At 66.4% G+C, this 22,006-nt stretch carries 28 protein-coding genes and 1 pseudogene; 20 read left to right on the top strand and 9 right to left on the bottom strand.

Annotated elements, in window-relative coordinates:
- The first annotated feature begins 131 nt into the window (after positions 1 to 131).
- From AC6JAC_RS22090 to AC6JAC_RS22070, 5 genes are all read left to right on the top strand, one after another.
- On the top strand, positions 132 to 1,133 hold the full coding sequence (locus AC6JAC_RS22090) for a Bug family tripartite tricarboxylate transporter substrate binding protein (RefSeq protein WP_497966670.1): 1,002 nt from the start codon (positions 132 to 134) through the stop codon (positions 1,131 to 1,133).
- Positions 1,134 to 1,138: 5 nt separating this feature from the next.
- Complete coding sequence (locus AC6JAC_RS22085) at positions 1,139 to 1,663, top strand: tripartite tricarboxylate transporter TctB family protein (protein ID WP_231511333.1); 525 nt, start codon at positions 1,139 to 1,141, stop codon at positions 1,661 to 1,663.
- 9 nt (positions 1,664 to 1,672) lie between these two features.
- Positions 1,673 to 3,205: a tripartite tricarboxylate transporter permease gene (locus tag AC6JAC_RS22080; RefSeq protein WP_028272300.1), complete on the top strand. Its 1,533-nt coding sequence runs from the start codon at positions 1,673 to 1,675 to the stop codon at positions 3,203 to 3,205.
- On the top strand, positions 3,202 to 3,606 hold the full coding sequence (locus tag AC6JAC_RS22075) for a universal stress protein (RefSeq protein WP_347896834.1): 405 nt from the start codon (positions 3,202 to 3,204) through the stop codon (positions 3,604 to 3,606). The genes AC6JAC_RS22080 and AC6JAC_RS22075 overlap by 4 nt, the downstream gene beginning before the upstream one ends.
- Before the next feature lie 130 nt (positions 3,607 to 3,736).
- Positions 3,737 to 4,072 (top strand): hypothetical protein, encoded by a 336-nt coding sequence (locus AC6JAC_RS22070; RefSeq protein WP_497966667.1) that lies wholly within the window; start codon positions 3,737 to 3,739, stop codon positions 4,070 to 4,072.
- Between the two features lie 9 nt (positions 4,073 to 4,081).
- Here AC6JAC_RS22070 and AC6JAC_RS22065 read toward each other — a convergent pair whose 3' ends face one another.
- Positions 4,082 to 4,831, bottom strand: a complete 750-nt coding sequence (locus tag AC6JAC_RS22065; RefSeq protein ID WP_028272297.1) for a TetR/AcrR family transcriptional regulator — start codon at positions 4,829 to 4,831, stop codon at positions 4,082 to 4,084.
- A gap of 108 nt (positions 4,832 to 4,939) precedes the next feature.
- Here AC6JAC_RS22065 and AC6JAC_RS22060 point away from each other — a divergent pair, with 108 nt between their 5' ends.
- Both AC6JAC_RS22060 and AC6JAC_RS22055 read left to right on the top strand, forming a co-directional pair.
- Positions 4,940 to 6,325, top strand: a complete 1,386-nt coding sequence (locus AC6JAC_RS22060; protein WP_028272296.1) for a flavin monoamine oxidase family protein — start codon at positions 4,940 to 4,942, stop codon at positions 6,323 to 6,325.
- 113 nt (positions 6,326 to 6,438) lie between these two features.
- Entirely contained in the window at positions 6,439 to 6,921 is a 483-nt protein-coding gene (locus AC6JAC_RS22055) for a pyridoxamine 5'-phosphate oxidase family protein (RefSeq protein WP_028272295.1), read from the top strand.
- 33 nt (positions 6,922 to 6,954) lie between these two features.
- On the opposite strand, the gene AC6JAC_RS22050 is transcribed toward AC6JAC_RS22055, so the two are convergent.
- Both AC6JAC_RS22050 and AC6JAC_RS22045 read right to left on the bottom strand, forming a co-directional pair.
- Positions 6,955 to 7,560 (bottom strand): DUF6919 domain-containing protein, encoded by a 606-nt coding sequence (locus AC6JAC_RS22050; protein WP_497966664.1) that lies wholly within the window; start codon positions 7,558 to 7,560, stop codon positions 6,955 to 6,957.
- A 75-nt stretch (positions 7,561 to 7,635) separates the two neighbouring features.
- A complete protein-coding gene (locus AC6JAC_RS22045; protein ID WP_497966662.1) occupies positions 7,636 to 8,220 on the bottom strand; it encodes a hypothetical protein in 585 nt (194 codons plus the stop codon).
- A gap of 166 nt (positions 8,221 to 8,386) precedes the next feature.
- On the opposite strand from AC6JAC_RS22045, the gene AC6JAC_RS22040 reads away from it, so the two are divergent.
- A complete protein-coding gene (locus AC6JAC_RS22040; protein WP_028272292.1) occupies positions 8,387 to 8,776 on the top strand; it encodes a VOC family protein in 390 nt (129 codons plus the stop codon).
- A gap of 51 nt (positions 8,777 to 8,827) precedes the next feature.
- On the top strand, positions 8,828 to 9,007 hold the full coding sequence (locus tag AC6JAC_RS22035) for a PspC domain-containing protein (RefSeq protein ID WP_051629032.1): 180 nt from the start codon (positions 8,828 to 8,830) through the stop codon (positions 9,005 to 9,007).
- Here the strand turns inward: AC6JAC_RS22035 and AC6JAC_RS22030 are convergent.
- On the bottom strand, positions 8,991 to 10,058 hold the full coding sequence (locus tag AC6JAC_RS22030) for a LacI family DNA-binding transcriptional regulator (protein ID WP_497966660.1): 1,068 nt from the start codon (positions 10,056 to 10,058) through the stop codon (positions 8,991 to 8,993). The two genes, AC6JAC_RS22035 and AC6JAC_RS22030, sit on opposite strands and share 17 nt — an antisense overlap.
- Positions 10,059 to 10,205: 147 nt before the next feature.
- Between AC6JAC_RS22030 and AC6JAC_RS22025 the strand changes: the two genes are divergently transcribed.
- Complete coding sequence (locus AC6JAC_RS22025; protein WP_497966658.1) at positions 10,206 to 11,135, top strand: hypothetical protein; 930 nt, start codon at positions 10,206 to 10,208, stop codon at positions 11,133 to 11,135.
- Here AC6JAC_RS22025 and AC6JAC_RS22020 read toward each other — a convergent pair.
- Positions 11,104 to 11,304 carry a hypothetical protein gene (locus AC6JAC_RS22020; protein ID WP_497966656.1) on the bottom strand — a complete coding sequence of 67 codons (201 nt, stop codon included), beginning with the start codon at positions 11,302 to 11,304 and terminating at the stop codon, positions 11,104 to 11,106. The two genes, AC6JAC_RS22025 and AC6JAC_RS22020, sit on opposite strands and share 32 nt — an antisense overlap.
- Before the next feature lie 61 nt (positions 11,305 to 11,365).
- Positions 11,366 to 11,686 (bottom strand): annotated as a pseudogene (locus AC6JAC_RS22015) (thymidylate kinase); the annotation flags it as partial.
- Positions 11,687 to 11,942: 256 nt separating this feature from the next.
- Between AC6JAC_RS22015 and AC6JAC_RS22010 the strand changes: the two are divergent.
- Positions 11,943 to 12,422, top strand: a complete 480-nt coding sequence (locus tag AC6JAC_RS22010) for a hypothetical protein (RefSeq protein WP_497966654.1) — start codon at positions 11,943 to 11,945, stop codon at positions 12,420 to 12,422.
- Between the two features lie 111 nt (positions 12,423 to 12,533).
- Here the strand turns inward: AC6JAC_RS22010 and AC6JAC_RS22005 are convergent, their stop codons facing one another.
- Positions 12,534 to 12,938, bottom strand: a complete 405-nt coding sequence (locus AC6JAC_RS22005) for a DUF5997 family protein (protein ID WP_028272288.1) — start codon at positions 12,936 to 12,938, stop codon at positions 12,534 to 12,536.
- 90 nt (positions 12,939 to 13,028) lie between these two features.
- On the opposite strand from AC6JAC_RS22005, the gene AC6JAC_RS22000 reads away from it, so the two are divergent.
- Together AC6JAC_RS22000 and AC6JAC_RS21995 are read left to right on the top strand one after the other, a co-directional pair.
- The gene (locus AC6JAC_RS22000) at positions 13,029 to 13,829 is read left to right on the top strand and encodes a LysR family transcriptional regulator substrate-binding protein (RefSeq protein ID WP_497966652.1); all 801 of its coding nucleotides are present in this window, start codon (positions 13,029 to 13,031) and stop codon (positions 13,827 to 13,829) included.
- A gap of 86 nt (positions 13,830 to 13,915) precedes the next feature.
- Positions 13,916 to 14,239, top strand: a complete 324-nt coding sequence (locus tag AC6JAC_RS21995; RefSeq protein WP_231511330.1) for a hypothetical protein — start codon at positions 13,916 to 13,918, stop codon at positions 14,237 to 14,239.
- 20 nt (positions 14,240 to 14,259) lie between these two features.
- On the opposite strand, the gene AC6JAC_RS21990 is transcribed toward AC6JAC_RS21995, so the two are convergent.
- Together AC6JAC_RS21990 and AC6JAC_RS21985 are read right to left on the bottom strand one after the other, a co-directional pair.
- Positions 14,260 to 14,595: a hypothetical protein gene (locus tag AC6JAC_RS21990; protein ID WP_028272285.1), complete on the bottom strand. Its 336-nt coding sequence runs from the start codon at positions 14,593 to 14,595 to the stop codon at positions 14,260 to 14,262.
- A 50-nt stretch (positions 14,596 to 14,645) separates the two neighbouring features.
- Positions 14,646 to 15,659 (bottom strand): LacI family DNA-binding transcriptional regulator, encoded by a 1,014-nt coding sequence (locus AC6JAC_RS21985; RefSeq protein WP_028272284.1) that lies wholly within the window; start codon positions 15,657 to 15,659, stop codon positions 14,646 to 14,648.
- 152 nt (positions 15,660 to 15,811) lie between these two features.
- Here AC6JAC_RS21985 and AC6JAC_RS21980 point away from each other — a divergent pair, with 152 nt between their 5' ends.
- The 7 genes from AC6JAC_RS21980 to AC6JAC_RS21950 all read left to right on the top strand — a co-directional run bounded on the left by AC6JAC_RS21980 (position 15,812) and on the right by AC6JAC_RS21950 (position 21,979).
- Positions 15,812 to 16,990: a Gfo/Idh/MocA family protein gene (locus AC6JAC_RS21980; protein ID WP_028272283.1), complete on the top strand. Its 1,179-nt coding sequence runs from the start codon at positions 15,812 to 15,814 to the stop codon at positions 16,988 to 16,990.
- Positions 16,987 to 18,021 (top strand): sugar phosphate isomerase/epimerase family protein, encoded by a 1,035-nt coding sequence (locus tag AC6JAC_RS21975; RefSeq protein ID WP_028272282.1) that lies wholly within the window; start codon positions 16,987 to 16,989, stop codon positions 18,019 to 18,021. Before AC6JAC_RS21980 ends, AC6JAC_RS21975 begins: the two co-directional genes overlap by 4 nt.
- Positions 18,022 to 18,136: 115 nt before the next feature.
- Positions 18,137 to 18,568 carry a DUF3592 domain-containing protein gene (locus AC6JAC_RS21970; protein WP_028272281.1) on the top strand — a complete coding sequence of 144 codons (432 nt, stop codon included), beginning with the start codon at positions 18,137 to 18,139 and terminating at the stop codon, positions 18,566 to 18,568.
- Between the two features lie 2 nt (positions 18,569 to 18,570).
- Complete coding sequence (locus AC6JAC_RS21965; RefSeq protein ID WP_081818978.1) at positions 18,571 to 19,002, top strand: DUF3592 domain-containing protein; 432 nt, start codon at positions 18,571 to 18,573, stop codon at positions 19,000 to 19,002.
- Positions 19,003 to 19,188: 186 nt separating this feature from the next.
- Positions 19,189 to 19,926: a DUF5058 family protein gene (locus tag AC6JAC_RS21960; protein WP_028272279.1), complete on the top strand. Its 738-nt coding sequence runs from the start codon at positions 19,189 to 19,191 to the stop codon at positions 19,924 to 19,926.
- Positions 19,927 to 19,949: 23 nt separating this feature from the next.
- Positions 19,950 to 20,714: a hypothetical protein gene (locus tag AC6JAC_RS21955; RefSeq protein WP_051629030.1), complete on the top strand. Its 765-nt coding sequence runs from the start codon at positions 19,950 to 19,952 to the stop codon at positions 20,712 to 20,714.
- Positions 20,715 to 20,728: 14 nt separating this feature from the next.
- Positions 20,729 to 21,979, top strand: a complete 1,251-nt coding sequence (locus AC6JAC_RS21950; RefSeq protein WP_454697238.1) for an amidohydrolase — start codon at positions 20,729 to 20,731, stop codon at positions 21,977 to 21,979.
- The last annotated feature ends 27 nt before the right edge of the window (positions 21,980 to 22,006 follow it).

Here is a 22,006-nt window from a genome sequence, read left to right as displayed (position 1 = left end):
GTATCACTCGATGCATATTTGGGCTTAGACATGCATCATAGTGGGTTCCTACACTCGATACAGCCGACCGGCAGTGATCCGGTTCACAAACGTATTTGGGCGTAGCCCGATAGCGCCAACGAGGAGTTCCAATGATGCACTTCCCCACCCGCCGAGCCGTACTCGGAGCGACGTCCGCCATGACGCTCCTGGCACTGACCGCCTGCGGCAACGTTGCCGGCGGGAGCACGGATTCTTCTAAATTCCCCAGCGGTCCGATTAGCGTCACCGTCGGCCAGGCGGCCGGCGGCAGTACCGACCTGATTGCCCGGGCCGTGGCCGAGGGCGCCTCCAAGACGCTCGGCACGCCGATGCCGGTGGTCAACAAGCCCGGAGCCAACGGCGCCCTGGCCACCAAGGAAGTGGCCGGCAAGCCTGCCGACGGGCAGAACCTCCTGCTCGTGACGGCGTCGCTCGTGACCATCACGCCGCTGGCGGTCACGGCGGAAGAAGCCGTCAACATCGACGACCTGGATATCATCACCGGCCTCTCCCAGGACGACTACGTCCTGGTTGCCAGCACCCAGTCCGGCTTCAAGGCCATCAAGGACGTGACCGGTGCAGGCCGCAACATCACGTTCGGCACCACGGGTGTGGGCACCGGCAGCCAGCTGGCTCAGACCGTGCTCTTCAAGCAGGCCAACGTGCAGGGTACCGACGTTCCGTTCGACAGCGGCAAGCCCGCCCTGACGGCCGTCCTGGGTAACCAAGTGGAGCTGGCAACCATCCAGCTGGGTGAAGCCATGCCGCAGATCCAGGCCGGGAAGGTGGCCCCGCTGCTGGTCTTCTCCGAGGAGCGCAACACTTTCCTCCCGGACGTTCCCACCGCCAAGGAATCCGGCTACGACGTTCCCGTCGCGCAGTACCGTGCCGTGGCCGCGCCCAAGGGAACGTCGCAGGTTGCGAAGGACAAGCTGCTCGCGGCCTTCAAGGAGACCTTCAAGTCGGAGGCCTATCAGGAGTTCAACAAGAAGAACATGCTGACCCCCAAGGAGATCTCCGGCGACGAAGTGGTCACGCAGTGGAAGGAATACGCCGCCAAGTACAAGTCCCTGGTTGAGAAGTACGACATCAGCCTCAGCGGAACGAAGTGATTCCAGTGAAGGAAACCTCCGCGGACCCGGTGGTCGAGGACGACCTGACGCCGGAACAGCTGGCCGCGCAGTGGGAAGACGAAAAACCGCCGGCCGCCGGCCCCCTGGCGAATGCGGCCTCATCCCTGGTGGTCCTCGGCGTCGGCATCGGCGCCGTCATCCTGTCCGTTGCCATGGGACTCGGCACGCCGTCGGCACCGCAGCCCGGACTGTGGCCGTTCATCATCAGCTGCGTCATGGTGGCCCTTGGGCTGTTCCAGCTGATTGCCGGGCGGCACAACAGGGACGCGGAAAAGTTCACCCGCATGTCCATCTCCCCGCTGACAGGCCTGGTGACGCTCGCCGCCATGGTGGCCGTGATGCCGCTCATCGGCTTTGAACTGCCGGCGCTGGTGCTGTGCATCATCTGGATGCGGTTCCTGGGCGGCGAAACCTGGCGCTCCACGGTGCTCATCAGCGCCATCGTCGTCGCGGCGTTCTACGGCATCTTCGTGCTGGCGCTCGGCACCTCCATCCCCCACCTCTTCTAGGAGACCCCCGTGGATTTTCTAAATCCCGTCATCAACGGATTCGCCGTTGTCCTGGAGCCGACCAACCTCCTGTACTGCCTGATCGGCGTCGTGATCGGAATGCTGATCGGGGTGCTGCCCGGACTGGGGCCCGCGGCAACCATCGCCATCCTCCTTCCGCTCACCTACAACGTGGAGCCCGTCACCGCCATCATCATGCTGGCGGGCATCTTCTACGGTGCCCAGTACGGCGGCACCATCACCTCCGTGCTCCTGCGGCTGCCCGGTGAGGCGTCGTCCGTCGTCACCGTTTTCGACGGCTACCAGATGGCCAAGCAGGGGAAGGCCGGCACGGCCCTGGGCCTGGCAGCCATCGGCTCCTTCGTCGGCGGCACCGCGGCCATCATCGGCCTGACCTTCCTGGCACCGGTAGTGGCCAGCTTCGCGCTGGACTTCGGACCGCCGGAGTACACCGCGCTGGCCCTCCTGGGCATCCTCCTGGTGGCCACCATCAGCAGCGGCGCCAAGGCCAAGGCACTCATCGCAGCAGCCCTCGGCCTACTCCTGGCCACGGTTGGCCGGGACATCTTCACGGGCGAAAGCCGCTTCACCTTCGGAAGCCTTGACCTGGCGGACGGCATCGACTTCGTGCCGATCGCCATGGGCATCTTCGGCCTCGGCGAAATCCTCTACAACCTCGAAGAACGGCACCGCGCCGCCAAGGCGCCGTCCAAGGTGGCCAACGTCTGGCCGTCACGCAAGGAACTCAAGCAGGCTTCCGGCGCAATCGGGCGCGGCTCCGTCCTGGGATTCTTCCTGGGCATCCTCCCCGGCGGCGGCGCCACCATCGCGTCGATGGCGTCCTACGCCATGGAGAAAAAACGGGCCAAGCAGCCCGAGCGCTTCGGCAAGGGAGCCCCCGAAGGAGTCGCAGGTCCGGAAACAGCCAACAACGCGGCAGCGACGTCATCCTTCATCCCGCTGCTGACCCTGGGCATACCGGCGAACGCCACCATGGCGCTGATGTTCGGTGCCCTGCTGATCCAGGGCGTAACCCCGGGACCGCAGCTCGTGGAACAGGATCCGGAGCTCTTCTGGGGTGTTGTTAACTCGATGTACATCGGCAACGTCCTGCTGCTGATCATGAGCCTGCCGCTTGTGGGAATCTTCGTGAAGATCCTCCGCGTCCGCGCCGCCATCCTTGCTCCCGTCACCGCCCTCATCACGCTGCTGGGCGCTTACACCATCAACAACAGCATGTTCGAGGTCTCGCTGGTGGTGGTCTTCGGCATCGTGGGCTACCTGATGAAGAAGTTCGGTTTCGAACCCGGGCCGCTGGTGCTGGCGTTTGTGCTCGGCGAACTCCTGGAAAGCTCCATGCGCCGCTCCCTGCTGGTCTTCGGCGGCGACCCCATGGGCTTCTTCGGCCGCCCGATCTCCGCCACGCTGCTCGCGGTGTTCGTGCTGGTGGCCGTGCTTCCGGCGCTCAAGTCCATGCTGGCCAAGCGCAAAGCCTCCGCGGCTGTGGAGCCCGCACCCACCAAAATCAAGGAGAAGGTATGAGCATCATCGTCGGATTCGTTCCCACACCTGCAGGCGAGGCCGCGCTCACGGCGGGCATCGCCGAGGCAACCCTCCGCAACGAGGACCTGGTGATCGTCAACTCCGCCCGTGAAGGCGCGCTGGTGGACAAGACCGTGGCGGGAGAGGACGTCCTGGCGCGGGCCGCGAAGCGTGCGGAGGAGGCCGGCGTCACGGCAAAGATCATCCAGCCGCCGTACCACCATGACCTTGCCGATGAGTTCCTGGAGGTGGCCCGTGAAGCGAATGCGTCCCTGATCGTCATTGGCCTGCGGCACCGCTCCCAGGTGGGCAAGTTCATCCTGGGCAGCCACGCCCAGCGCATCCTGATGCAGGCCGACCGGCCCGTCCTGGCCGTCAAGGCCGACGGCGCGCACTTCTAACGGCGGGCACTTCTAACGGCGCCCACGTCTAGGGGCTCACGCTGCATCCAAGGGGCGGTACGCGACCTTCCACAGGGCCGCGGCCGCCCCTTTCCGCACCTTTTTAGCCATCCAAACACCTGAGGACACCATGACCATTGTTGTGAACGCGCCTGCTGTGAACGCGCCCGCCCGGGCATCGAGCAACCCCCGACGGCGCCCTGCCGGCCCGCAGCACCCGGCCCGCCAGGCCCGCAGCGGAACCCGCCCCCTGGAACCGATGCCCAACTGGGTGAAGCTTTCACGCAAGGATGAGGTGGAGATCTACCGCGATGGCGGGCTCGTCGCGTCCGGCCGGGTGGACATGCTTGCCCTCGACGGCAGTGTGTTCTGGGTTGTCCAGAACGACGGCCGGGGCCGCGCCATGTTCCTGCACAGCGACGGATTCACCGTCCTCCGGCTGCCACGCGCGCGGCCGGCCGACTGACCGAGTCCGCTACCGCCGCAAGGCACCCAGCCCTGAAATCAACGCCTCCAGGCCAAGGCTGAAGGCGGCATCGGCAGGCTTTTCGTGGCCCTGTTCGGCGAGGCTGCGAACCGCGGCCGTAAAACTGGGTGTGGATTCGGCCATGCTGCCCGGATCGAATATGTCCGCGGGGGCGGTGACGTCGAAGGCCGAGCCGAAAATGAAGGACTCCAGCGCCACGATCGAGGAGATGATGCGTTCCTCCGGGAAGCCGGCCTCCCGCAACCCTTGGCTGACGGCCTCGTACATGGCCAGGGTCTGCGGCGCATCCGTGACGGGCAGGACCGCGATCACCGGGATCAGCGGCGTGTGCTTGGAGAAGACATCCCGGTAGCTCCACGCCCACCGCCTTACGGCTTCATCCCACGGTTCAGCACCGAAGGCGGACACGTCCACCAGGGCGGCGAGGTGGTCCTCCACCAGGACCAGCACGTCCCGTTTGGACGCCACGTGGTTGTACAGGGCCGACGGCGCCACATTCAGTGAGCGGGCCAGTGCAGCCATGGTGAGGCCGTCGTAGCCGCTCTTCCCGATGAGCTGCAGCGCTGCCGAGGTAATCACTGCCTGATCCAGCACCGCTGTGGCCGGCCTGCCCGCGCGGCGCTTCGCCGGGGCCGCGGCCACGCGGGGCGCGGCGTCCCTCGGTGCCACTGGGGGCTTGGTGTTCGGACGGGCGGCTGCCGGCATCGCTGGCCTTTCTGCTGGCGGGGTCCCCAGCATTATTCCACTGAGCTCTTCCGTGACGGTGCTGGAACCGCTATAGTCATCATAAATGAATGGCATTCATTTAGTGGTCCGCATCACTCGAGCGGCCACGGAGAGGACATCATGCTGGAACTTGACCGCGACGTCGTCGTCGTAGGCGCCGGCCCCTCGGGTCTCACTGCGGCCCGTGAACTGAAGAAAGCCGGCCTCAGCGTCGCCGTGCTGGAAGCGCGGGACCGCGTGGGCGGCCGCACCTGGACGGACACCGTTGACGGCGCCATGCTGGAAATCGGGGGCCAATGGGTCTCGCCGGACCAGACGGTGCTGCTGGAACTCCTGGACGAACTGGGGCTGGAAACGTACTCCCGCTACCGCGATGGTGAATCCATCTACGTGGGTGCCGACGGCAGGAAGACCCGCTACACCGGAGACTCCTTCCCGGTCGGTGACACCACGGCTGCTGAAATGGATAAGCTGATCGGCCTGCTGGACGGGCTCGCTGCGGAGATCGGCGCCACCGAACCCTGGGCCCACCCCAAAGCGCGCGAGCTGGACACCATCTCCTTCCACCACTGGCTCCGGCAGAACTCGCCAGATGAGGAAGCCTGCAACAACATCGGCCTGTTCATCGCCGGCGGCATGCTGACGAAGCCCGCGCACGCCTTCTCCGCGCTGCAGGCCGTCCTGATGGCCGCCTCGGCGGGGTCCTTCAGCCACCTGACGGATGAGGACTTCATCCTGGATAAGCGGGTTGTAGGGGGCATGCAGCAGGTGTCGCTGCTGCAGGCGCGCGAACTGGGTGACGACGTCGTGCTTAACAGTCCGGTGCGGACCATTAACTGGACGGAAGAGCGCGACGGCGGCCCGAGCGTCACCGTGGTGTCGGAGCGGGCCACGGTCAATGCACGCTACGTGATCATGGCGGTGCCGCCGAACCTGTATTCGCGGGTATCCTTCAACCCGCCGCTGCCGCGCCGCCAGCACCAGATGCACCAGCACCAGTCGCTGGGCCTGGTCATCAAGGTGCACGCCGTCTACAAGACGCCGTTCTGGCGCGGCGAGGGGCTGTCCGGCACCTGCTTCAGCGCCGGATCGCTGGTGCAGGAGGTGTACGACAACACCAACCATGGGGATTCCCGCGGCACGCTGGTGGGTTTCGTGTCGGACGAGAAGGCCGACGCCGTCTTCGAGCTCAGTGCCGAAGACCGCCGCCGCGCCATCCTGGAATCGATCGCAGCCTTCCTGGGGGACCAGGCGCTGGAACCCGAGGTGTACTACGAGTCCGACTGGGGCTCGGAGGAATGGACCCGCGGGGCGTACGCCTCCAGCTACGATCTCGGCGGCCTGCACCGGTATGGCAAGGACCAGCACCAGCCCGTTGGTCCCATCTACTGGAGCTCCTCCGACCTCGCGGCAGAGGGGTACCAGCACGTGGACGGCGCCATCCGGATGGGCCAGCTGACTGCCGCCCGGGTTGCCGCCGTCGCCAGGGTGGGCGCCCCGGCTTAGGGCCGTGGCCAAAGGGTCCGGACGAGTCCCCGCCAATCGTTGAAAGTAAGCAAACTTACTAATACGCTGGGCTGGCGGGGAACTTCCCCGTTCGATACGAACGAGGTGAATGCATGTCTGACACTGAGCGCATCAGCAAAGTCACGGAAATCATCAACAGTTCCCACATCGGGATGCTGACCACCCTCAACGAAGAAGGCGCGCTGGTCAGCCGGCCGCTGGCCGTCCAGGAAGTCAAGGACGACGGCGACATGTGGTTTTTCACGTCGTCGGAAACTTCCCAGGTGGCGCACGTCCGCGCCGACCCGCGCGTGAACGTGTCCTTCGGCAAGAACACCGAATGGGTCTCCGTGGCCGGCACCGCGGAAGTGGTCACCGACCGGCAGAAAATCCACGACATGTGGAACCAGGTGGTTGAAGCCTGGTTCCCGGACGGACCGGATACGCCGGAGGTGGTGCTGCTGCGGGTCGACTCGGACTCGGCGGAATATTGGACCAGTCCGGGCGGCAGGGCCGCCACGGTGCTTCAGTGGGTCAAATCCAAGGTGACGCACAGCCGCATGAGCGTCGGCGAAAGCGGGACCGTGGACCTGTAGTCCCTGCGGCTCCGCTCAACCTACGGCACCCGCCTACGGCACCTGCCGGAGGGTCGACAGCACCTCCGGCAGCAGGACGTCGTTCCGGCCCCACACCGGATCCAGGACTTCCACGTACCAGGAGTCGGCGAGAAGCAGGGCCAGCGTTTCGTTGGTTTCGTCGGACCAGTCGCGGAGCTGGTCCTCGTCCACCGGGCTCTCACTGGACCCGAGGACGGTAACCACTGCATCGCCGTCGAACGTTACCGGGATGGCCGCGGCGCTCACTTCACCGGGGGCGTGGCCAACGGTGATGAGCTCGGACCTGGTGGACAGGGCCATGAGTTCAGCGGCCGCCTCCGCGCTGCAAAAGCCGGTCACGTATTGTCTTTGCGCGTGGCCGGCGTCGGCGCGCATGCCGGGCTGGGATTCTTTGGTGAAGAGGCCGTTCCGGTTGATCTCCGCGAGTTCGGCGGCGATGGGCCGGGTCTCCTCATCGAAGCTGGGCGCAAACGTTCCCGGCTGGAATTCGCTCTGGGATTCAAGCCATCTTGCGGTGAGTTCGCCCGCCGCTGCGAGGGTTGTTGCCTGCCGCCAGACTCCCCGGTCCGATCGCAACCTGCCGTGCTGGTCTCGTGTGTCCGTGACTAAAGGCTCCATTATGGGATGCTACCGCCGCCGGTTCCGGCCTTTCCAATGCTCACGACACACCAGTTAACGTCCGCTGGCCGGGCTTTACCTGGAGGGCACGCCCGCGGCGGCTTCCGCCCGGCCCAGGGCATGTTCCAGCCGGTCGACGGCGGGAAGGTAGCCGGCTGCCTCGGCCGCCCGGAGCCGTTCGGCCTCCCTCATGGCCTTGATCAGGGCCGCCGTTTCCGGACGGCGCACATCGGTCATGTCCGGGTAGTCGATGCAGCATGCGGGATCAAGCTCGTAGCGCTGCCACCGGGTCAGCACTGTCCGGTGCCGAGCCGCTGCCGCTTCGATCTCCGCCCGGGCGGTTCCGGTGTGGACCCGGGCGTCCCGCCAGGCCATGACACGGGGACTCCACACGTAGGCGGCCGCAGCTGTGGCGGCGGCGAGCGAACCTACGGCGAAGCCCAGCCACGGCGAGGCGAGCGAAGGAATCAGGATGGCCGGGAACACGATCACCAGCCCGGCGAAACCGTCCCAGAAGACGGCGTCCGTCAGCTGTCCGGCGTCACGCCTTGCGTGATAACGCGCCGAAAATACTGCGCCCGCAACGCCGCAGACCACGACGGCGGCGCAGACCGCCAGTTGCAGGGGTCCCATGGGGACCGACTCCGTTATGACAGACACCGTTCCACCTCCAACGGAACCTGTCCGGGCTGGCTGGCTCCGCTACTTCCATTGGAGTCCCGGCAGGGCCGGCCGTCAATGGGCAGGACTTCCTGACGGGCGGCGCGTCCGGCGTTGCCGGCCGGCCCCGTTCCGGGGCAGGCGGGGCACCGGTAGCCTAGGCTCCATGCGACTAAAAATGTGCAGCATCCACGTCAAGGATCCGGCCTCGGCCCACCAGTTCTACACGGAGACCCTGGGTTTCGAAACGCTCATGGCGATGCCCGAATACAACCTGTACATCGTGAAGGATCCAGGTTCCGCCGGAGGAAGTTCCGGGTCCGTGGGACTCCTGCTGGAGCCCAGCGACAACCCCATCGGCGCGAACTACATGAACGCCCTGCACGACGCCGGGATGCCGGCGATCGTGTTCGGCGTTCCGGACGTGCGGGCCGAATATAAGCGGCTGGCAGCCCTCGGCGTCATCTTTCAGGACGAGCCGGCGGAAGGCCCTACCGGGACCTCGGTGGTGCTGGACGACGGCTGCGGAAACTTCGTCCAGCTGCACCAGGACTAGGGGCTAAAGGACTCTGGACTCGGCCACTGCCCCGGCTGGTACTGTGGCCGCATGACAGCAGCATTGGTTCGGCCCAGGAATGGCAAAATGATCGCCGGCGTCTGCGCCGGGCTCGCAGCCAGGTTCGGTGTGTCAACAGCCCTCGTCCGCATTGGCTTTGTGCTGTTCGGCCTGTTCGGCGTGGGCGAATTGGTCTACATCGCGCTGTGGATCATCATGCCCAAGGAGTGACTTCCTGACCTGAAGGCGGCGCAACGGAGTTTCGCGCAACCAGGGTGCATGGCATGACCGCGGGAAGGGCCGTTAGCGGCCCCGCGCCGGTGTTGCCTTCAATGGCGTCGATGAGTATTTCCACGGCCCGGGCGCCCATTTCGTAGTGCGGCAGCGACACTGTAGTGAGGGCCGGATGGAGGTTTCCGGCGATGAGCTCCTGGTTGTCGAAGCCGACCACCGAGAGCTCGCCTGGAATGCTGACACCCAGTTCGGCGGAGGCCCGGTAAAGGCCCATGGCCATGAGGTCGTTGAAGCAGAACACCGCTGTAGGCCGACGGTCCCGCTGCATCAGGCGGAGGGCGGCGCGATAGCCGCCGGCCGCGTCCGTGGAGGGCTCAGACTGGACCAGTTCGGCGCGGAATTCCAGGCCGGCATCCACCAGCGTGTCCTTGAAGGCCAGCAGGCGGGAATGTGCCTCCGGGACGTCGTCGGTGCTGGCGATCATGCCGATCCTGGTGTGGCCGGCGTCGATGAGAGTCTGGACCGCTGTTCGGGCCCCGCCTTCCTCGTCCGGGATGACCGACGAGACGGAGTGGCCCATATCTTCGGCGTCCACGAGCACCGCCGGAAGCCCAACGAGGCCGGCCGGGACACGGAGCCGACGGCGGCCTTTGGCGGCGTAAAGTATCCCGTCCACCTGGCGGTCCATCAATGTGGCCACGCCGGCATCGCCGGAGCCATCCGGACCGGTGCCCGGGGCGTTGATGATCATGATGGTGTAGCCGCGGACCTTGGCCGCCTCCACCGAACCCAAAATGACGAGGCCGGAGTTCGGGGCCGTGGCCATATCTTCACAAATAACTCCGATGACGTCCGAACGGCGGGTGCGCAAGGCTTGGGCCAGCCGGTTTGGACCGTACCCGAGCCGGCGGGCGGCCTGATGGACCCGGTCCCGGGTTTCGGCCCCCACCCTGGCGTAGGCGACATTGTTGAGGACCTGGGAGACGGTGGCGATGGAGACTCCCGCGGCGGCTGCCACGTCCTTGATTCCCACTTGCCTGGTGCTCATGCGTCTCCCGTGTCCTCATGATCTAGGACCCGATTCTACGTGCGGCCCGTTCGGCCGGAGGCCCTGGTCCGTATCACCGGCCACCCCTATCCAACAGCCCGCGGCCGGAGCACAATGAATCCACCCTTATGTTGGTGGTGATGACCCGTGGCGCTGGCAATCGTGGTTGTTTGTACGCTGTTGCTCCTTGTTGGCGCCGCCATGGTCATTGCCTGGGGAGGGCGCACGCTGGGGGCGCCGGCTTCAACCGCGGATCTTCCGGTGCCTTCGCCGGCGTCCGCTCGGGATGTCGTGGTCGGGGCCCAGGTCTCCGCGCTGCGCAAGTACTTGTGGTGGGCCAACGTGGCCACGGTGGCCGGGGTCGCATCAGGGCTGCTGGTCGGGTGGGCCGGCGGCAGGTTGGTGATGCGCGTGCTGGCCGTCACCTCGCCAGCGTCAGCCCAGGGCCGCCTGACCGAGGCCCAGGCCAATGTGGGCTTTCCCACGGTAGAGGGCAGCATTGCCTTGCTGTTCTTCGCGGGACTTCCGGCCGGCTTCGCCGCAGCCATCGTTTACGTGCTCATACACCGGTGGCTTCCTGCCGGCCGGTGGGCAGGGCCGGTGCTGGGCGTGTTGCTTCTCCTCGTCTTCGGTGCCTCCGTGGAACCGTTCCGTGCGGACAACATCGACTTTGCCATTGTGGGTCCGGGCTGGCTGTCCGTGGTGCTTTTCTCCGTGATGGCCATCCTGCACGGTGCCGTCGTGGCGGCCGTGGCGGGCGCCTTCAGTCAACGCCTTCCTCTTCCTTCCGGACAGAACTGGAAGTACTACCTGCCGTTGCTGGCGGCCGTGCTGTTCGTTCCTGCGGGCGTGTTGCTGGGCGCCGGTGCACTCGGGGTGCTGGTGTGGGCGCAGGCCGCTGCAGTTCTCCGGGCCCGGCGGCTGCGTGCGGGCCGCGAGGCGCGGGTGGCCAGGCTGCCCGGGACCGGCCGCCGCGGAGTGGCCGTTGACTGGGCGGTGCGCGGCCTTCTCGGCGTTGCAGCCGTGGCGGCCGTCCCTCCGTTCGTCAGCGCAGTGACGTCGATTGTTTCTCGCTGATCCGCCCGGCCCCGCCGGTTTGTCCGGTCCTGCCGAACGGATTGACCGCCGTACCGCCGGCTGCGCCGTGGATCGCATCGGTGAGCGCGACAAGGACCCCGTCCTGGGTGGCGCCGGCGTCGATCAGGGCGAACCGGGCAAAGTCCGGGAAGGCTTCGGTAGCCCTCACTCAGCGCGGTCAGTTCCTCCAGTGTTTCGCTGTCCGTCCCCCGCCGGAGGATGCGTTCCAGCGCCCGCTCCGGAGCGACGTCGAAGTGGATCACCAGGTCCGGCGCCGGGAGGTGCCGCAGCAGCCAGGGGAGGAACCGGCCGGGCCGAATCTTCCGGACGCTGCGCAGGGCAAGCTGGCAGTAGAGGTGGCGGTCCATGACCACCAGGCCGGAAAACCTGCGGGCCCGGGCGTGAGACACCAGCACGTTGACTGTCCGGATGACCGTCTCCAGTGCGTCAGCGAGGCGGGGATTTAGGGGAATTCCGGAGCGTTCCGACCACTGCGTCATGTTGCGGCGGCCAGCGTGATTGCGCAGCAGCAGGGCACCGCAGCCTGCCAGGCGTGCGGCGTCAACGGCTGCGCGTGCAGCGGTGGTCTTTCCGGCGCCGTCAATTCCGGTGAGGACAATCAGCAGGGGTGGCTCATTTCGTTGGGGGCGGACTGTATAGCGCGCAGCGTCACTGGTTCAACGAGGCGGCCGTCCGGATTGTCCCCCGCGGAAACTTGTTCGTTGTTCGCCGTCCGGATTTCATGCGCCGTTAATGGCGGGGTTCTAGCGTGGTCCTTCAGGCACCATTCGCTAGAAGGGATCCACCATGGCCGACATTGCTGCTGTGCTGGGACGGCTCACTCCGGAAGAGCTCGACGAGCTCCGGGAGATTGGTCCGCAGGGGCACCTCACCAGACGCCTTGTTGACGCCCTGGACCGGGCCGCCGGCGGGGCAGGCGCGGGCCGGGGCTACTACGTGCCCACGGGAAGCGTGAGTGCGACGGGCGGTCCCCACCTTGTGCTGCGAAGTGACGTGTCCGCGTGGCTGTTCGGCGCGGGGCCGCATGTTCCGCACGGACACCAGGCCGACGACGTGCCAGCCGCGTCCGCACGGCCGGAAACCGACTGGTCGGAGCTGCGTCCCGGAGACAAGGTGGCGGTTGTACGGGGCAACCGGGTCACGGCGTCGGGCATTGTTGACTCCATGACCGACGACGCCTCCACCGTGTGGGTGCTGTTCGAAGGCGTCGCACCGCGGCGCATGTTCCACCGCGAGGACCCGGACGACCTTCGCCCCGTCCGCTGAACAGCCACGCGTCAGAAGCTTGTTCGCAGATCCTGCCCGTCACGGCGCGGATGCGCGGACAAGCCTAGGATTTCCGCGGCGTCGCCAAATTCCGCAGCACGGACAGGGGGCCTACTCCGCCTTGGCGCGGGCTTTCTTGGCGTCCTTCTTGGCGGCCTCGTCCTTGACGCGCTGGGCTTCGGCGCGGACCGCGGCGTGCGTGGAGCGCTCGGTGACCAGCCACGCCGGGGGAGCCTGCAGCAGCGCGGTGATTTCCGCCGTCGTGAGTGCTTCTTCGACGCCGCCGCGGGCCAGGCCGCTGATGGAAACGTTCAGCTTCTGCGCCACCACCGGGCGGGGGTGCGGGCCGTTGCGGCGGAGTTCGGCCAGCCACTCCGGCGGGTTGGCCTGGAGCTCGGCGAAATCGGCGCGGGTGATAACCGAATCCTGGAACTCCTGGGGTGTTGCGGGCAGGTAGATGCCAAGCTTCTTGGCAACGGTGGCCGGCTTCATGGACTGGGAGTTTGCAGAGGTCATGCTTCAAGGGTATCCGGCCCGGGGCTGAGTGGGCACCGGTACTGGACACTGACACCCGCCATGCGCCGGGCCGGGCGGTACTGTGAACATGTGTCCGCAGCAGAAGAAGCACCCCAGACCCCCGACGAAACCGCCGCGATCCCGGCCGAAGCTGCCGTGCGGGAGCTCCGCTTCGCCTACGTTGCCGGCGTTACGCCGGGGAAGTGGATCCGGCGGTGGGAAGAGCGGATGCCGGACGTTCCGCTGCACTCCTTCATGTCCGACGACGGCACACAGCTTTCGGTCCTGCGTGACGGTTCCGCGGACCTCAGCTTCGTCCGGCTCCCGGTGGAACGCGAAGGCCTGAACGTGATCCCCCTCTACGAGGAGCGGCCGGTGGTGGTTGCTCCCAAGGGGCATGAAATTTCGGTCTTCGAAGAGGTGGCGCTGGCGGACCTTGACGCGGAATCATTCCTGGACGTGGCGGAGCTCGGCGGCCCGGAAGCGGCCCTGCAGGTGGTGGCATCCGGTGCGGGGCTTGCCATCCTGCCGATGTCCGTCGCCCGCCACCTCAACGTCAAGGACACGGTGGCGCGGAAACTCACCGGCGCACCCACCACCCAGATTGCGCTGGCCTGGCTCAACGATGCCGGGCGGGCGACCTCGCGCGAGGCAGCGGCCGACGCTGCGGACAAGCCCACGGAGGAAGTGATCGAGGAGTTCATCGGCATTGTCCGGGGCCGGACCGCCCAGAGCTCACGCCAGCCATCCGCGAAGGTGGAGCCGCCCAAAAAGGAACCGAAGCCGGACCGGCGGGGGACCGGCGTCAAGAAGCCCAAAGTGGCCCAGCGCTACGCGCCCAATCCGGACAAGGGACGCGGCAAGGGATCCCGCAAGAAGGGCAAGCGCTGACGGGCAAGGCCTGAACCAGCAACCAGTAGTGCCTTTCGGTCCGCCACTCTGTTTTGAACCGGCATTCCGGGCCTATGGTTGGGCGTGTGGAACCTTCGACGGGAGCAGCCTTCATGATCACCCTGCAGATTGAACACCAGGTCCGGGACTTCGCCATGTGGCGGAAGGCCTTCGACAGTGACCCGCTGGACCGCTTGGCGTCGGGGGTGCGGTCCTACCGGATTTCGCGTCCGCTCGACCAGGAGGACTACGTGATGCTGGAGTTGGACTTCGATACCCAGGAGGCGGCGGTGGACTTCCTGGCCCGGCTGCAGACCGACACCTGGAAGACAGGGGTGACTGCTCCTGCGCTGGTCGGTGAACCGTCCACCCGGATCATTGAAACGGTGGAGGTCCAGACCCTGCAGTGACACGCACCTGCTGCCGAGGCTTAGGCGGTGCAGGCATCCTTGAGGGCTGTGACGGATTCCGCCGGAACCTGATCGCCCGATGCCGCAATCTGACGCAGCGGCGTGGTGATCTCGGACGGCACACCCGCCGTCTCGGCGCCGGCCACGAGGCCGCCCAGGAGTTCCTTGTCCTTGACGGAAACCAGGCCGTCTTCCACGAGGGCGCACACCTGGCCCTTGACCTGCTCCGCCGCGGCAGTGGCGACCTGGGAGGCGCCGTCGTTCACGGCCTTTTCGGCTGCCTCCTGGACCTGGCCGCAGCCGGTCAGTGCAACGATGAGGGCGGCAACGGACAGGGCGGCGAGGCGGGATTTCATGGGTCCAGCCTAACAAGGGGTGCCGGGCGCAGGTTCCGGCGCCGTGGTTGTCAGCCGGAAATACGGGCGGTGGTGCCGCGGACCACCAGGACGGGTTCGATCAGCTTGCGCTCGGGTTCCAGCGCCGGATCCTGGATCCTTGCCAGCAGCGTGCGTGCCGAGTCAGCTCCGACCACGTCGCTGCGGTTGTCCACGGTGGTGATGTCCAGGTACCGCGATTTCGCCAGCGGCGAGTTGTCGTAACCGATCACCGACAGGTCTTCCGGCACGGAAAGGCCCCTCGTTTTCGCCGCTGCCAGCGCGCCCAGTGCCATGGTGTCGTTGGCCGCGAAAATGGCCGTGGTGTCGGGGTGGTGGTCCAGCAGCCAGCAGGCCGCCGCGTAGCCGTCCTCCTCAGACGTTCCACCGGATTCCCCGGCGATCCGAACCCCAAGGCCGGCAGCCACCATCTGGCTGCGGTAGCCCTCGCGCCGGTGCGCCGCCGCCCCGTCCGAGCCGGACAGGTGGCCGATCCGGGTATGGCCGAGCTCCAGCAGATGGCTCGCTGCCAGGCGGCCGCCGCCGTCGTCGTCGTTCGTGATGAGGTCGGCGCCGTCCGGGACGCCTTTCCGCCAGCCCGCGACCACCGTGGGAACCCAGGTGCCGGAGAGCATTGACTCGCTGGGTTCCGCGGCGATCACGAGGCCCGCAACGTGCAGGGCCAGCAGGCCGTCGGTCGCCTCCTTGATCCGGTTCTGCCCGGGCCGTGAGTCCGCCACCGTGACCTGGTAGCCGTGCACCGAGAGCGCGGATTCCATGCCGCGCAGCAGATCGACGAACCAGGGGTTCCGGAAGTCGTCGATCACCAGCCCGATGCTCTTTGTCTGGCTGCTCGCGAGGGCCGTGGCGGCGCGGCTGGGCCGGTACCCGAGCTGCGCAATCGCTGCCAGTACGGCCTCCCGGCGTTTGTCACTGACCCGTGAAGGATTCTGCAGGACCAGGGACACCAGCGACGGCGAGACGCCGGCGCTCTTGGCGACGTCGTAGATCGTGGGGCGGCGGGTCCGAGGGGTGTTCAGCGTCATGGCAGGGCCTTTCGTGTCTCGTTATCGAGGATAGCCGCACGAGCATTGACAGGACATATAGACAAAGCTACGCTTTTTCCAGCGGACATTTTTGTAGCGCTACAATTTTCCCGGACAGGCGATCCGCCTGGCCACATTTCAAAGGAGAAATCATGGCTGAAAGCCTCGGCGTAGCCGTCATCGGCGCAGGGATGGCCGGCAAGGCCCACGCTGCTGCCTACCGGACCGCATCCACGTTGTATAGCCCCGTCCTTCCCCAGGTCCGGCTCGTCTCGATCGGCGACGTCAACGCCGAATTCGGCTCGCTGGCCGCCCGCCGCTTTGGCTACGAGCGCAACGACACCTCATGGCAGGCCATCGCTGAAGCCGATGACATCGACGTCGTCAGCGTGGTAATCGCCAACTCCCTCCACCGCGAAGTGGTGGAAGGCCTGCTCGCCGCCGGAAAGCACGTACTGTGTGAAAAGCCGCTGAGCGACTCGCTGGAAGACGCACGCGCCATGGCCGATGCCGCCCGCAACGCGAGTTCGATTGCCCGCATTGGCTTCACTTTCCGCCGCACTCCCGGCATCGCCTACATCCGGGACCTCATCCGCACCGGCGTCCTGGGCAAGGTGTTGCACTTCAGCGGCCGCTACTGGACCGACTACGGCTTCAGCCCCTCGGCGCCGATGAGCTGGCGCTACAAGGGCGGCCCCGGCTCCGGTGCGCTGGCCGACGTCGGCAGCCACCTTGCGTACGTCTCGGAGTTCCTCTGCGGCGACATCAAGTCCATCAGCGGCGGCCGGCTCAGCACCGTGATCGACAAGCGTCCCCTGCCCCTGGCGGCCGTCATGGGGCATGACCACGTTGCAGTCAGCGATACCTTCGAAGCGGTGGAGAACGACGACTACGCCGCATTCTCCGCGGAGTTCGAAAACGGTGCAGGCAGCTTCGAGGTCTCCCGCGTGGCCGCCGGGCACGCCAACAGCCTCAACTTCGAAGTGTTCTGCGAGAACGGCGCTGCCAAGTTCGACCAGCGCCGGCCCGCCGAAATCCAGCTGTTCCTCAACGACGGATCGGGCAACGAGAACGGCTACCGCCAGGTGATCCTCGGCCCCGGCCACCCCTACATCGCAGGCGGCCTCGCCATGGACGCGCCCGAAGTCGGCTTCGGCCAGAACGACGCGTTCGGCTACCAGGCCCGCGCGTTCCTCGAAGAGGTGGCCGGCCTCAGTGAAGCCGAATCGCTGCCCCGCTGCGCCACTTTCGATGAGGGCGTCCGCAACATGGAACTGCTCGGCGCCGTCGCCGAATCCGCGCTTAACAACGGCAAGAAGGTCACGCTATGAAACTCGGCGTCTACAACGCAATCCTGCACGACCGCCCGCTTCCCGAGGCCCTGAAGGTCATCGCCGACCTCGGCCTGACCGGCATCGAGATCAACACGGGCGGATTCCTGCCGGCCGTCCACGTTCCCACCATGGACCAGATCCTGGAAAGCGACGCGGCCCGCGACGACTACCTGGCGATCTTCGAGGGGACCGGCGTCTCGATTGCCGGACTGAACTGCAACGGCAACCCGCTGCACCCCAAACGGGAAATCGGAGAGAAGCACGCCGAGGACATCCGCCGCTCCATCCAGCTGGCCCGCCGGCTGGGACAGGACCGCGTGGTGACCATGTCCGGCCTGCCCGGCGGCGAACCGGGAGCCACCACGGTCAACTGGGTGGTCAACGCCTGGAACTCGGCCGCCCTGGACGTCCTCGACTACCAGTGGGGCATCGCGGCCGACTTCTGGAAGGAAACCGACCGCCTCGCCGCCGACCACGGAGTGAAGGTGGCCCTTGAACTCCACCCGCAAAACATCGTGTTCAACACCGCCGACGTCCACAAGCTCATCGAACTCACCGGGGCCACCCACGTCGGCGTCGAACTGGACGCCTCGCACCTGTTCTGGCAGCAGATGGATCCGGTCGCCGTGGTCCGCGAACTTGGTCCGCTGGTCTTCCAGGCCGCGGCGAAGGACGTTCGCGTCAACACTGCAAACGCCGCGCTCTACGGCGTCCTGGACAACAGCTTCCGCCGGCTCTCGCCGGAGGAGAACCGCACCAACCTGGGCGGCGACGAGTGGGCCAACGAATGGCCCAAGAACTCCGCCTGGGACTTCGTGGCACTCGGCCGCGGGCACGACACCGCGTACTGGACCGAGTTCCTGCGCGCACTGTACGAGGTGGACCCCAACATGCTGGTCAACATCGAGCACGAGGACACCTCCCTGGGCCGGATCGAAGGCCTCCAGGTGGCAGCCAAGGTCCTGCGGGACGCCGACGCAGCTTTGACTGCGTCACAGGCAGAGGCGCTTCACCTCACCTCCCAGTAGCCCAGGGCTGATCTAAGCCGGCACTGCGCGTATGCCATCGCCCGGCGGCCGCCTGACTGACAGGCCGCCGCCGGGCGATGGCATACTTCTTGGTGACTGGAACCTGGGGGGACACGTGAAGATCGCGCTGTACATCATTTGGGCGCTGTTTGTTGCCGGCGTGATTTTTTCGATTGTCCGCGTTTTGCGGAAGACCAGACGCCGCGAACAACTCACGGCCGGCTGGCCGAGGGTCCAGGCCGTCGTCACCGGAAGCGTGGCCGGCTGGACCAACGGGGGAGGCGGCGGGAGCCGCAGCCGGCGCTACTACCCCACCTACCAGTTTGCGGATCCCCGCGGGACCCTGTTTGCCGGCGAATCCGAGGTCTCATACGCCAGCCAGCCGGATCCGGGCTCGTGGGTGGAAGTGATGTACAACCCCATCAACCCCAATCAGTCGTTCCAGGTGTCATCCCAGGACCGCACGGCGATGGGCTGCATGATCCCGTTCTTCGCCGCGATTGCCGCTGGAGCGTTCCTCTTCATCAGCGTCCTCCCGGTGGGCTGAGCATGAACTCCATAGTGGCGCTGTTCCTGGCGGTGCCCGCGCTGTTTCTGGTGGCGGGCCTGATAGTCATGGGGGTTTCCCTGGCCGGCTCATTCCGGCGGCGGTCTGCCCTTCGCGGCTGGGTGCCCGCGCAGGCCCTGGTGACCGGGAACCTGCGCGGCGTGGACGGCCCTGCGAGCAACGGCCGGAACCGCTTTGCCCCGTCCTACGAGTTCCAGGATTCCCATGGCCTGAGGTGGCTTGGCCAGTCAGACATCTACGGCCCGGACCAGGAAATCATCGGCACGCACATCCCGGTGCTCTACAACCCGGCGAACCCGGCTGAATCGACGCGGCCCGTCTTTGTCATCTCCCGGGGCAGCCTCTGGGTGGGCCTCATGCTCGCCATCTTCGGCGCCGGCGGAACGGCAATGTTCGCAGCCGTGCTTCTCTAGCCTTCGCCCGGGGCCGGATAATTTACACCGGCGCTTCACTTTCGTGATCTGTCGGAAATCTGAAAACTGTGTACTTATCGACAACTCGTGCTGTAAGAATGAAACAAACAGGCACAAGGAGTTCATGAAGTATTAATTTCGGACACTCAAACAAGGAGTGTCCCCTCAGTTTCCAGAGGAGTAAACGTGGTTGTCGCAGCTGTCGATCCCGGTTCCACAGACATCACCCCTTTGATCCACCACCCCGTCTTATGGGCGTCCGCGGTAGGCGTTTTCGCCGTCGTCATCCTCCAATCGGTGATCTACTTCAAGGCCATCCGGAAAGCGGCACCGGCCGCCGAGCTCACGCCGGGGCAGGTCAACAGCTCAGTCCGCTCCGGTGCCGTAGCGGCTATTGGCCCCTCACTTGCCGTTGCCCTCATCGCCATCTCCCTCCTCCCGCTGTTCGGAACCCCCGCGGTCCTGACACGCATCGGCCTCGTGGGCTCGGCTGCCTTCGACGTTGCAGCAGCCGGCATTTCGGCCGGCACCCAGGGCGCACAGCTGGGCGGACCCACGTACACGCAGAAGATCTTCGCCCTCGCCTTCGCAGCCATGACCATCGGCGGCCTCGCCTGGATGCTGACGGCGCTGATCCTGACGCCCATCCTCAGCAAAGGCGACGCCAAGCTCCGCAAGGTTAACCCCGCAGTGATGGCCATTGTCCCGACGGCGGCGCTGCTGGGCGCGTTTTTCACCCTCGCCTTCCAGGAGGTGCTCAAGTCTCCCGTCCACCTCGTCACCATGCTCGCCTCCGCGGCAGCAATGGGCGTGTGCCTCCTGCTTGCCCATAGGCTCCGGCTTCCGTGGCTTCGCGAATGGGGACTGGGAATGTCCATCATCGTGGCACTCACCGCCGCTTTCGTCATGACCGCAGCCGCCTGAAACCCCCGACAGGAGCCAATCTGATGTCCACCACGACTTCCCCTGAAACATCCGCACGGTTTTCGGCCTTCGACCGCACCACGTCAGTCTGGGGTCCCATCACCCTGGGGCTCGGGCTGCCGATTTCCCTGGCCGCGGCCCTGTACGCCGCCTTTGGCGCGGGCATGGGCGTGACACCCCTGGAACTGGTCACCGCCGTCGGGGCCGTCCTGGCCACGTTCGGCATCATCGCCGTGATCGAGCCGGTGTCCTATTTCCCCATCCTGGGGCGCTCAGCCATGTACCAGGCCTTCCTGATCGGCAATATTGCGAACAAACTGCTGCCGGCGGCCATCGTGGCTCAGGCCAACCTGGGGGAGAAGCCGGGCACCCGCCGGGCTGAACTCATCGCCGGCAGCGCCATCATCGGCGCGGTGCTGGTCCACATCACCACACTCATTTTCTTTGTGGGCGTGCTGGGCACCTGGCTCGTGGGAATGCTCCCCGCGCCCCTGATCGCTACGGCACGCAGCTACATCCTGCCCGCAATATTCGGCGCCGTGGTCCTGCAGAGCGTCATGGCAATGAAGAGCCGCCGCACCACGATTGTGGCCGTCATTGTGGCCGCCGCCATCGTGTTCGTGGTGGTGCCGCTGGCTCCGGGCCTGACGTACTTTGCCACCGCGCTGGCTGTCCTCATCACCATCGCAGCCTCCTGGTTTGCGCGCTCCAGAGCCCCGCAGGCTCCGATGGAACCGGCCGCCGGCGAAAACGTCCAGGCCACCCGCATTTCCGAACCCACCCACTGAAAGGGCAGCCAGCAATGAGCACCACCACCACAGGCGTACGCCTGACCCCCGCCGTCGAAGTTCCCGAGGACTTCGTGGAGCAATACGTCGGCGTCTACAAGCACCTGCATGCCCACCCGGAACTCTCGGCACAGGAATTCAAGACCGCGGAGTACATCGAACAGCACCTTGCCGGCCTGGGCATCGAATCCTTCCGCTGCGGCGGGACCGGCGTGGTTGGCATCCTGAAGAACGGCGACGGTCCGGTCATCGGCTTCCGCGCCGACACCGACGGCCTGCCCATCCCAGAACAGACGGGCCTTGACTATGCCAGCGAGGCCACCGGCACCCTGCCGGACGGGACCACCGCTCCGGTGATGCACGGCTGCGGCCACGACACGCACATTGCCGCCGCGCTGGCGCTGGCCTCGCTCCTCACGGACCGCAGCGAGCTGTGGGCCGGAACCCTGGTGCTCATTTTCCAGCCCGGCGAAGAGACGGCGTACGGTGCCAAGGCGATGATCGACGACGGCCTGTGGGACCGGGCCCCCAAACCAGACGTGGTGCTGGCCCAGCACGTCATGCCGGTCAGCCAGGGCAAACTCATGATCCGGGGCGGGCACATGGCCAGCCTGGCCGATTCGTGGAAGATCACCGTCCACGGCAAGCAGGCCCACGGCTCGCAGCCCGAAAAGTCGATCGACCCGATCGTGGCCGCCGCCGCCATGGTCCTTCGCCTGCAGACCATCGTCTCCCGCGAGCTGGCACCCTCGACGCCGGCGGTCGTCACCGTGGGAACTTTCCATGCGGGCCTGAAGGAGAACATCATTCCGGACTCCGCCGAGTTCTCGGTCAACGTCCGGACGCCCGACGAGGACACACGCGCCACCGTGCTTGCCGCCATCCGCCGGATCATCTCAGCCGAAGCCGAGGCCTCGGCGGCGCCGGAACCCACCATCGTGGAACTGAACAGCTTCCCCCGCTGCTACAACGATCCCGCCTCCGCCGACCGCGTGACTGCGGCGTTCACGGCTGACTTCGGCGCCGATGCGCTGATCGACGCACCGCTCGGCATGGGGTCGGAGGACGCCGGATGGCTCAGCGACGCCATCGGCGTGCCTGGCGTGTTCTGGGCCTTTGGCGCCTTCGATCCGGAGCTCTTCGAGGACGGCGCGGCACCCGCCGGGAACCACTCGCCGCAGTTCGCGCCGGACGCCCGTGCCGCCGTCGTCGGGGGAACAGGTGCAGCGCTCTCCGGAGTGCTAGCCTATCTGGGCCGGAACTGACATGAGCGGGGCGGCGGCGGGTCCGCC

The organism is Arthrobacter sp. KUASC02 (genome assembly GCF_059739395.1).
Note: the sequence above shows the minus strand (reverse complement) of the source record. Positions and strands in the feature narration are given on the sequence as shown.

Excerpts from the sequence above, each read along its gene's own strand:
- AC6JAC_RS22090 (WP_497966670.1), top strand. The coding sequence starts at position 132 with ATGATGCACTTCCCCACCCGCCGAGCCGTACTCGGAGCGACGTCCGCC.
- AC6JAC_RS22075 (WP_347896834.1), top strand. The coding sequence starts at position 3,202 with ATGAGCATCATCGTCGGATTCGTTCCCACACCTGCAGGCGAGGCCGCG.
- AC6JAC_RS22070 (WP_497966667.1), top strand. The coding sequence starts at position 3,737 with ATGACCATTGTTGTGAACGCGCCTGCTGTGAACGCGCCCGCCCGGGCA.
- AC6JAC_RS22065 (WP_028272297.1), bottom strand. The coding sequence starts at position 4,831 with ATGCTGGGGACCCCGCCAGCAGAAAGGCCAGCGATGCCGGCAGCCGCC.
- AC6JAC_RS22060 (WP_028272296.1), top strand. The coding sequence starts at position 4,940 with ATGCTGGAACTTGACCGCGACGTCGTCGTCGTAGGCGCCGGCCCCTCG.
- AC6JAC_RS22055 (WP_028272295.1), top strand. The coding sequence starts at position 6,439 with ATGTCTGACACTGAGCGCATCAGCAAAGTCACGGAAATCATCAACAGT.
- AC6JAC_RS22050 (WP_497966664.1), bottom strand. The coding sequence starts at position 7,560 with ATGGAGCCTTTAGTCACGGACACACGAGACCAGCACGGCAGGTTGCGA.
- AC6JAC_RS22040 (WP_028272292.1), top strand. The coding sequence starts at position 8,387 with ATGCGACTAAAAATGTGCAGCATCCACGTCAAGGATCCGGCCTCGGCC.
- AC6JAC_RS22035 (WP_051629032.1), top strand. The coding sequence starts at position 8,828 with ATGACAGCAGCATTGGTTCGGCCCAGGAATGGCAAAATGATCGCCGGC.
- AC6JAC_RS22030 (WP_497966660.1), bottom strand. The coding sequence starts at position 10,058 with ATGAGCACCAGGCAAGTGGGAATCAAGGACGTGGCAGCCGCCGCGGGA.
- AC6JAC_RS22010 (WP_497966654.1), top strand. The coding sequence starts at position 11,943 with ATGGCCGACATTGCTGCTGTGCTGGGACGGCTCACTCCGGAAGAGCTC.
- AC6JAC_RS22005 (WP_028272288.1), bottom strand. The coding sequence starts at position 12,938 with ATGACCTCTGCAAACTCCCAGTCCATGAAGCCGGCCACCGTTGCCAAG.
- AC6JAC_RS21990 (WP_028272285.1), bottom strand. The coding sequence starts at position 14,595 with ATGAAATCCCGCCTCGCCGCCCTGTCCGTTGCCGCCCTCATCGTTGCA.
- AC6JAC_RS21985 (WP_028272284.1), bottom strand. The coding sequence starts at position 15,659 with ATGACGCTGAACACCCCTCGGACCCGCCGCCCCACGATCTACGACGTC.
- AC6JAC_RS21980 (WP_028272283.1), top strand. The coding sequence starts at position 15,812 with ATGGCTGAAAGCCTCGGCGTAGCCGTCATCGGCGCAGGGATGGCCGGC.
- AC6JAC_RS21975 (WP_028272282.1), top strand. The coding sequence starts at position 16,987 with ATGAAACTCGGCGTCTACAACGCAATCCTGCACGACCGCCCGCTTCCC.
- AC6JAC_RS21965 (WP_081818978.1), top strand. The coding sequence starts at position 18,571 with ATGAACTCCATAGTGGCGCTGTTCCTGGCGGTGCCCGCGCTGTTTCTG.
- AC6JAC_RS21955 (WP_051629030.1), top strand. The coding sequence starts at position 19,950 with ATGTCCACCACGACTTCCCCTGAAACATCCGCACGGTTTTCGGCCTTC.
- AC6JAC_RS21950 (WP_454697238.1), top strand. The coding sequence starts at position 20,729 with ATGAGCACCACCACCACAGGCGTACGCCTGACCCCCGCCGTCGAAGTT.